The sequence below is a fragment of the Archaeoglobus sp. UBA230 genome, from assembly GCA_002507545.1.
Taxonomy (GTDB): Archaea; Halobacteriota; Archaeoglobi; order Archaeoglobales; family Archaeoglobaceae; genus Archaeoglobus.
On sequence record DAVR01000014.1, the window covers coordinates 1 to 8,337 of the forward strand.

The 8,337-nt window shown below is 46.0% G+C and carries 9 protein-coding genes; 6 read left to right on the forward strand and 3 right to left on the reverse strand.

What is annotated here, in order from left to right:
• The first annotated feature begins 61 nt into the window (after nt 1–61).
• Nucleotides 62–340 (forward strand): transcriptional regulator, encoded by a 279-nt coding sequence (locus tag BP688_RS03455; protein WP_290623286.1) that lies wholly within the window; start codon nt 62–64, stop codon nt 338–340.
• 47 nt (nt 341–387) lie between these two features.
• Here the strand turns inward: BP688_RS03455 and BP688_RS03460 are convergent, their stop codons facing one another.
• On the reverse strand, nt 388–1,026 hold the full coding sequence (locus BP688_RS03460; RefSeq protein ID WP_290623285.1) for a PD-(D/E)XK nuclease family protein: 639 nt from the start codon (nt 1,024–1,026) through the stop codon (nt 388–390).
• A gap of 50 nt (nt 1,027–1,076) precedes the next feature.
• Here BP688_RS03460 and BP688_RS03465 point away from each other — a divergent pair, with 50 nt between their 5' ends.
• Both BP688_RS03465 and BP688_RS03470 read left to right on the forward strand, forming a co-directional pair.
• On the forward strand, nt 1,077–1,604 hold the full coding sequence (locus BP688_RS03465) for a YfcE family phosphodiesterase (protein ID WP_290623284.1): 528 nt from the start codon (nt 1,077–1,079) through the stop codon (nt 1,602–1,604).
• A complete protein-coding gene (locus tag BP688_RS03470; protein WP_290623282.1) occupies nt 1,601–2,320 on the forward strand; it encodes a molybdenum cofactor biosynthesis protein MoaE in 720 nt (239 codons plus the stop codon). The genes BP688_RS03465 and BP688_RS03470 overlap by 4 nt, the downstream gene beginning before the upstream one ends.
• Here the strand turns inward: BP688_RS03470 and trm14 are convergent.
• On the reverse strand, nt 2,305–3,396 hold the full coding sequence (trm14, locus tag BP688_RS03475) for a tRNA (guanine(6)-N2)-methyltransferase (protein WP_290623280.1): 1,092 nt from the start codon (nt 3,394–3,396) through the stop codon (nt 2,305–2,307). The two genes, BP688_RS03470 and trm14, sit on opposite strands and share 16 nt — an antisense overlap.
• A 58-nt stretch (nt 3,397–3,454) precedes the next feature.
• Between trm14 and BP688_RS03480 the strand changes: the two genes are divergently transcribed.
• Genes BP688_RS03480 through BP688_RS03490 form a run of 3 tightly spaced genes read left to right on the forward strand, consistent with a single transcriptional unit; the run spans nt 3,455 to nt 7,770 of the window.
• The gene (locus tag BP688_RS03480) at nt 3,455–6,043 is read left to right on the forward strand and encodes an ATP-dependent helicase (protein WP_290623278.1); all 2,589 of its coding nucleotides are present in this window, start codon (nt 3,455–3,457) and stop codon (nt 6,041–6,043) included.
• Nucleotides 6,030–6,902, forward strand: coding sequence for a UbiA-like polyprenyltransferase (locus BP688_RS03485; RefSeq protein ID WP_290623277.1), 873 nt, complete (start codon nt 6,030–6,032; stop codon nt 6,900–6,902). Before BP688_RS03480 ends, BP688_RS03485 begins: the two co-directional genes overlap by 14 nt.
• A 46-nt stretch (nt 6,903–6,948) precedes the next feature.
• A complete protein-coding gene (locus tag BP688_RS03490) occupies nt 6,949–7,770 on the forward strand; it encodes a PD-(D/E)XK nuclease family protein (RefSeq protein ID WP_290623275.1) in 822 nt (273 codons plus the stop codon).
• Between the two features lies 1 nt (nt 7,771).
• Here BP688_RS03490 and BP688_RS03495 read toward each other — a convergent pair.
• On the reverse strand, nt 7,772–8,337 hold a 566-nt coding region (locus tag BP688_RS03495), incomplete at its 5' end, for an NAD(P)H-dependent flavin oxidoreductase (protein WP_290624507.1).

Here is an 8,337-nt window from a genome sequence, read left to right on the forward strand (position 1 = left end):
AATTTTTTGGGACTATACACAGTCAAAAACAAACTTATAAGCTTGTGAGTTAAAGTTCGCTGTGGCTCTGATCGAAGATATAATAGACCTTCTCGAATCTGAAGGTGGTCTGACAGCAAGGGAGATATGTGCAATCCTAAGGATCGAACCTGAAAGGGAAAAGGAAGTCTATGCGGCAATAACCAAGGCTGCAAAGGTTCTCAAAAGAAAGGGGAAGAGGCTCGTGATGCAACCACCGAAATGCAAGAAATGCGGCTTCGAGTTTGAGAAAGTTAAGGCTACAAAATGTCCAAGATGCAAGAGTCAGTGGATTGAGGAGGCGAGGTTCTTTATTGGTTAAACTTTCTGGAAAACCTGGGGGTTAACAATCCAGAATAAGAAGCAGAGTTAAAGAAACTTTGAAGCAAAGGTTTCAGGCCTGCTCTCGCAATCCTCCTTGAAGCTACAGTAGTTGCAGTATCCGCTCTCTCTTCTTTCAGGTAGAAAACCCCTCTGTATCAGCTTGACCCTTTCCATCAGCCTCAGGACTCTCTTCCTGATACCAAATGTGGCTTCAGCTCTTCTCAACTCTCCGGTGTAGGCATAGTAAAACAGTGCCTCCCTGAATCCACCAGCCAAAGAAGCAGCTCCAGCTTTTATCAGATCCCTCCTCCAAACACCCTTTTCCGGTGGGTAAAGGCTGAGAAAAAGTGGTAGTTTGTCCTCTCCCACCTCCGCCACCTCTTCAACGCTCACCAGCAGATTTAAAGCTTCAGATTTTATTAAAGCGTCAATTTCAATGCTTCTATATCCGTGATCCATATACACGAATTTCTCGGCAACTCTGTTAAAAATCTCGCAATCAAAGCCGTCATGCAAGGACTCAGCCCTTTTCTTCGCCCATTCGAAGTCGAAACCTTGTCGAAGGCTGAAGTATATTTCCCTTGCAGCGGTCATCTCCGTAAAGCTTGTTTCCCCAAAATGGATTCTGTAGTAGCACAGTCTCGGACAGGTTAGGTAACTTGTGAGCTGGCTTAGCCTTATCATTGCAAAGCGTTGCCATCAACGTTTTTAACCTTTACCGGCTATTTCTTCTGATGAAGAGGATTGTTGCTGTTGCAGACACCCACCTTGGCAGCTGGAATCTTCCGGAAAAGCTGGTTGAGTTGATTGAGAATGCGGATTTCGTAATTCATGCAGGGGACTTTCACAGCTATTCGATCTACAAAAAATTTGCAGATTACAGCCTCTATGCGGTTTACGGAAACAGTGATGAGGATAAAATTAAGGAAGAGCTGGTAGAAGAGATTGTTTTTGAAATTGAAGGAGTTAAGTTTGGTCTGATTCACAAGGGAAACTACATCAATCAGTTCCACGACTTGGGATACAAGGCAATGGAGATGAATGCCGATGTTTTAGTTTTCGGACATCTCCACAGATTCGTCCTTGAGGAGATCAAGGGAAGAATCATTGTCTGCCCTGGAAGCCCCACACGGCCAAGACTGTCCGCTGCGAGCTGTGCAGAGATCATTGTTGATGGACGGAGGGTTGACATAAAGTATCACGTCGTTCAACCGCTCTTCTGCGGTATGGAGGTTTTTGAACGGATGAGGGGATGTTTATGAAAATTTTCGTTCCTGAAAACTGGGATAAGCTTAAGGAGGAACTTTCTGAAATTGGAAAGGTTGTTGAAGTCAGAAAGGGTGATGGAGAGGAGGAGTGTTGTGCTCTCATTGGAAAATCACTCAGAATGGTTGCAGGGCCGAAAAACATAAGAGAGGCTCTTGAAACCCTTGCTGACCTCGGATTTGACTTCGCGGCGATTATTGGTTTCGATCTTGAGCTTGAAGGACTGGAGAAGGGGCTGGGCTTCAGAATTCCGAGGGTGAAGACGGTTGAAGAGGCTCTTGGAGCACCGGAAATAGAGTCTCTGAAGTCGGTCGTCCTGAAAACCAAGTGTGTAGAAGGTGTTGAAAGATGCGGGGCTATTGGCGTATTCATAGGCTTTGTTAGGAGACAGTCTGAAGGCAAAATTGTCAGGCAGCTTGAGTATGAAGCATACGACGATTTGCTGAGAAAGAAGACTGGGGAGATCGAAGAGAGAATTAAGAAGATGCCCGGAATTGTTAACGCGAAAGTGTATCACAAAAGAGGCATTCTGATGCCGGGCGAAGACATTGTTTACATAACCGTTATGGGTGAGCATAGAAAGGATATCTGGGAGCCCCTGAAGCAGGCAGTGGAGCTGATGAAGGAGGAGCTTCCCATATGGAAGAAGGAGGTTTATGAGAATGGGGAAGTATGGGTTCACGATATTGAGAGAGATCAGATCAAAGAGTAAACCATAACCTTCGTGAGCAATCCGCCATATTTTACGAATCTCTCATGTAAAAGGCTTAATCCCACTTTTGAAGCACAATCCCTAAAAATCCTGTGCTCCACCGTTATTACTACAAGTCTCGACTCATCATGCATGCAGTCTCTTGCAGCTTCGGCAAATTTCTCGTATAGCTTTCTGATCATACCCTTCTTCCATATCCTGAGCCCGTAAGGCGGGTTGGTAATTATCACATCATAAATACCCTCTATTTTCGTAGCATCTCCCTGAGAAAAGGTAACTGTGTCAGCCACACCCGCATTTTCAGCGTTCCTAATCGCCCCCTCTAAATGCTTCCTGAACTTCTCAACTCCGTAAAGCTCCATTTTTTTCTTACTTTCTCCAAATCCAAGATCAGAGTTGCAGAGCTTCTGATATGCAAAGCTCCTCCTGTTTGGGACATTTCTCCCCATCAAGGCAGCCTCAATCGGTATGGTTCCGCTGCCGCACATCGGGTCAATGAGAGATTTCTTCACATTCCACTCCGCTAATATGAGCATTGCACAGGCTATGGTAGCGTTCAGATGGGCAGGATGGTTGTAAACTCTCCACCACCTCTTGTGCAGTGCATCATCGCCTGTGGTGTCAACACCAACAAAAAGCTCATCGTCAACAACCTCCACCCTAACTATTACATCAGGCGCATTCAAATTTACTTTCAGCCTCTCTCTATAGCTTTCCATAAAGCTGTCAATAACCGCCTGCCCAGCAACCCTTGCAACGTCAACCGAGGTAAAATTGTGCACTCCTGTCCTCATACTCCTCACTGCGAAAGTTTTCCTCTTTAGAAATTCAAAATCGAGCTTTTTCACAGCAGAGTAAATTTCATTTAGGTCTGAGAACCTCCCACGGTAAAGAAGGACATTCAACCTCTCAAGGATTCTTGAATAGGAGTTTATTGCTGGGATCATCTTCCTGCTTCCTTCAAAAAATACTCTTCCCTTGTTTTGCCTAATTTCAATTACTCTTCCGCCTAATTTCTCTATTTCCTCAGCCGCAACATCTTCAAGTCCGGGGCAAAGAGTTGCGTAGAAGTTCACATTTGCCATTACGCAGCGTGCACAAAATACTTTTCTGCAATGCTGAAAAAGAGGTTTTGTGATCATAGAAGGAAAGCCATACAGCGACGAGGAAATACTGTCAGCACTACACCCTCTTGTCAGAGAGTGGTTTCTTTCCAAGTATTCGGAATTCACACCTCCTCAGCGCTACGCCATAGTTGAGGCTTTTAAGAGTAACAACGTCCTTATCACTTCTCCGACAGGTAGCGGTAAAACCCTTGCAGCCTTCCTTGCTGCAATAAGCATGCTCATAGAGAGGGCTGAGAAGGGGGAGCTTGAGGATAGGGTTTATGTGGTGTATGTTTCCCCCCTCAAAGCCCTTAACAACGATATAAAGAAAAATCTCGAAGAACCCCTTTCGGAAATATATGATATTGCGGAGAGCAAGGGTGTTAAACTCCAGAAGATCAGGGTGGGGGTGAGAACAGGAGATACGGATGCGTCGGAAAAACAGAAGCAGATGAGAAAGCCACCCCATATCCTGATAACAACCCCTGAAACTCTTGCCATCGTTCTTTGCAGCCCCAAGTTCAGCAAATCCCTTTCAGAAGTAAAATATCTGATCGTTGACGAGATTCATGCGATTGCGGAGAATAAAAGAGGTGTTCACCTTTCTCTTTCCATCGAAAGGCTGCAGAGGGTGCAGAAGGGGAAGATGATAAGGATTGGCTTATCAGCAACCATATCTCCCCTCGATGAGGTTGCAAGGTTTCTGGTTGGTTATGATTACGGTGTTGAGAGGGACTGCATCGTTGCTGATGTGACATTCGAGAAACCGATGGATATAAAGGTCGTTTCGCCGATAAACGACTTTTTCTCGGCAACTGCAGAAGAAATAAGTGAGAAACTCTATGATCTGCTGGCAGAATATGTGAAGAAATCAAAGACTACTCTCATCTTCACGAACACGAGGAGTGCGACGGAGAGGGTTGTTTATCACCTCAAGAAGAGGTTAAAGGATATTCCGATAAAAGCCCATCACAGCTCCCTATCAAAGGAGGTGAGGCTTGAGGTTGAGAATGAGCTTAAGAGTGGTTCTCTTAAATGCGTAGTTTCATCCACAAGCCTTGAGCTTGGTATAGATATCGGCTACATAGACCTCGTAATACTTCTCGGCTCGCCGAAGAGCATAAACAGAGCGCTGCAGCGAATAGGGAGGAGCGGGCACAGACTGCATGAAGTTAGTGTAGGCAGGATAGTCGTCGTGGATCAGGATGATCTTGTCGAGTGCACAGTTCTGGCAAAGGAGGCGAGGGAGAGGAGGCTGGACAGAGTTAAGATTCCCAGAAAGTGCCTCGATGTTCTCTGTCAGCATGTTGTTGGTATGGCTATTGAGAAGGTCTGGAGTGTTGATGAAGCCCTTGCTCTGATAAGAAATGCCTATCCTTACAGAGACCTGACAAAGGAGGAATTCATCTCAGTCCTGAGATACCTCTCAGGCAGCTTTTCAGAACTTGAGAAGAAGAGGGTTTATGCGAAAATCTGGTTCGATGAGGAGGAAGGGGTTTTTGGGAGAAGAGGGAAGATGATAAGACCAATCTACTATCTCAACACCGGCACAATACCCGATGAGGTGGCGGTGAAGGTAATCACAAAGGATGGTAAGAGGGTTGGGAAGGTAGAGGAGGAGTTTGCAGAGAACCTCGTTGCAGGTGACATCTTTGTTCTCGCTGGCAAGACATTCAGGTTTTTGAAGGCCAAGGGGATGAGCATCATCGTCGAGGAGGTTGAAGGGGAAAAGCCCACAGTCCCAAGCTGGTTCAGCGAGCAGCTACCTTTGAGCTACGATCTGGCAGGAAGAATAAGGAACTTCAGAGGATGGATGGAGAAGAGCCTTGAGAAGTTAAGCAGAGAGGAGATAATTGAGACCCTCATGGAAAAATTTGAGATCGAAAGGAATGCTGCCAACGCCATCTACCGGTACTTCATGGAGCAGAAGCTGTTCAGCGAGATACCGACGGACGAAAAGCTGGTGGTCGAGAAGTATGAGGGGGAGAAGAATTACTACTTTTTCCATACTCTCGTGGGAAGGAGAGCTAACAGTGCCATAGCGAGGGTTTTTGCTTACAGAGCCGGGCTTATAAAGAACTGCAACGTTCAGATGGGTGTCAACGATAACGGATTCGCCCTTATACTCCCACCTAACAGGAGGTTGAGCGATGCTGAGATAGAGAGCCTGTTCATGCTGCCCAACTTTGAGGATCATCTGAGAAGGGCACTTGACAGGACGGAGATTCTCAGGAGAAGGTTCAGGCATGTCGCAGTTAGGAGTCTGATGGTTCTCAGGAATTATATGGGCAGAGAGAAAAGTGTCTGGAGACAGCAGCTTAGCTCTGACTCAATCCTGAACTTTTTAAAGCGCTATTATCCTGATTTCCCCGTGTTGAGGGAGACCTACAGGGAGATAATGGAGGATGCGATGAACATAGAGGATGCGATTGACTACCTTTCGAGGGTTGGCAGGGAAATCGAACTCGTCATCGTCAGAACACCCTATCCAAGTCCCTTCGCCTTCAACATGTACCTGCTCGGCGAGCAGGATGTTATTCTGATGGAGGACAGGAGGAAGGTTTTGAGAGAGTTGCACGAGAAGGTCATGGGTGTGATACAGAATGCAGCGAATTAGAATGTATCTGGACTTCATTAAGATAGAGCATACCCTCTTCGCCCTTCCATTCGCTTACGCCGGAGCCTTTCTTGCTGCCAAAGGTATTATCGAGCTTAAGCTCGCCATACTCGTATTCACAGCCTTCACTGGATTGAGAACGGCAGCAATGACCTTCAACAGAATCATTGATAGGGAGATAGATGCAAGGAATCCAAGAACGGCATCAAGACATCTTCCAGCTGGCTTGATCAGCCTTAGAGAAGCATATACCATAGCCTTTATTGCGTTAGCTGTTTACTTTGTCTCAGCAGCTTTGATTAACACAACAGCCCTCATGCTCTCTCCCATTCCAGCAGTAACAGCCTACATTTACCCCTATCTGAAAAGGTTCACCTGCCTCTGCCACTACGTTCTTGGCCTTAACCTCGCCTTCGCCCCGCTTGGTGGGTGGATAGCGGTTACAGACTCCATTGATGTTTTCGGCAGCGAGTTTATACCCACGCTTGTAGGTGTGGCAGTCATGTTCTGGGTTGCAGGCTTTGACATGATTTATGGATTGCAGGATGTTGATTTTGATCGAAAAAACAGTCTTCACTCTGTTGGAGCTCACTTCGGGGTTAAAGCTGCTCTATGGCTTTCGAGGCTCAGTCATATTGTCTTTTTTACCATTATTTCCTTGGCTCTTCTCCTTTACGATGCCAAAGTTGCAGTCTTTTTCTTACCTTTAATCGCCGCCCTTCTTTTCTACGAGCATTTTATTGTCAGAAGTGGATATGATGAGGCTAAAATCCAGATAGCTTTCTTCTACACAAATGCACTGGTAAGTGCAACCCTTCTTCTGGCGATATTTGCAGAGATTATAGCGAGAGTGGTTTAAGGAACATCGTTAAATACAAGTGCTATCATATGCCTAAGGTGATCCTTTGAAACTTTCGAAAGTAAAGAGGAGGTTTGCCAAAAGGATTGCTGTGAGCAGAATTGTAGAGCAGTTCTGGTGTGAAAAGAAGCTTGAGATCAAACTCATGCACGGGATTGAAATCAAAAACGATGCTATGGTTGTGGGAGAGAAGGCGCACAGAGAAATGGCTTTGAGGGACTCATTGCCCGAGGTAGATAACTTTCTTGACTGGCTTGGATTGCAGGTTTACTTCAGCAATGTCAGCCTTTCGCAGTTTTACAAGAACGGGATTGCGAGGGAAGTCTTTCTCGTAGCCAACATATCTCAGGAAAACTGGAAGTGGTTTCTCACAGGTTCTGTGGATGAGCTGAAACTTAGAGGCGGAAAGGTGCAGATAGTCGAGAGAAAAACCAGAAGGAGTGGCGGAATCCCTGCAAACCTTCACCACAGAATACAGGCAATGCTTTACCACAGGATGCTGGGAATGCTGAAGAGACAGGATTACTCCGAAAACCTCAAAGCTGCTTACGGGTTAAAGGAAGGAGTCAGAATAAGCAGAGAGTTCGCGGAGAAGGCTGGGATAGGAAATCGGGAAATAATGAGTATTTCTCGTGAGATTTCAACAAAAATAATGGAACTTCCATCCCTTTCGGACACGATATGGTTGATATATGAGAGACAGAGGAGAGGAGAAGTCGTAGGTGAGGTGAAGTTCAGGGTTGACGAAGCTTGGCTGGAGAAAATCATTGACTTTGCGAGAGCTTACTGGACGGGAGAAAGGGAAGCTCTGAAAACTAAGGACAGCTGGAAGTGCAAATACTGTGAGCTCAGGCGTTACTGTGAATAAATTAAAACTCAACGAATTTCTGGTCAACGATTCTTTCAATGACCTCCTTTACGCTCAGAATCTCCTTTATAATTCCTGAAACCTGTCCTGCTGGTGCTGGACTGTCAGAACCGGTAAGTTCAGGTCTGAGAACTCGCATGACAACAGGGCTTTCCAGAACAATCGTTGAGTCGCATGTTGATTTCAGCACCGCTTCCTTGATTTTGCCGGGAACTGGACACTCCTTTGTTGCGAGCAGCCTTGTGCCTATCTCAACACCCTCTGCCCCAAGAATCATTGCCGCAGCAAACCCTCTTGCATCTGCAATCCCACCAGCCGCGATTACGGGAATGTTGAGGTTATCTGCAAGCTCTGGGATGAGGCAGAAGGAAGAAATCCCGCTTCTACCTATAATTCCACCCGCCTCGTATCCCATTGCTACGACAGCATCAACCCCCGCACCCTCTGCCTTCTTTCCCTCCCTCAAATTCGATACTTTATGGATTACCCTTACTCCAGCCTCTTTAATTCTCTCAGCATATTTAGCCGGATTTCCGGCTGAAGTGTAGTGTATAGTCCCAAAAAATT

Excerpts from the sequence above, each read along its gene's own strand:
- BP688_RS03485 (WP_290623277.1), top strand. The coding sequence starts at position 6,030 with ATGCAGCGAATTAGAATGTATCTGGACTTCATTAAGATAGAGCATACC.
- BP688_RS03460 (WP_290623285.1), bottom strand. The coding sequence starts at position 1,026 with ATGATAAGGCTAAGCCAGCTCACAAGTTACCTAACCTGTCCGAGACTG.
- BP688_RS03465 (WP_290623284.1), top strand. The coding sequence starts at position 1,077 with ATGAAGAGGATTGTTGCTGTTGCAGACACCCACCTTGGCAGCTGGAAT.
- BP688_RS03470 (WP_290623282.1), top strand. The coding sequence starts at position 1,601 with ATGAAAATTTTCGTTCCTGAAAACTGGGATAAGCTTAAGGAGGAACTT.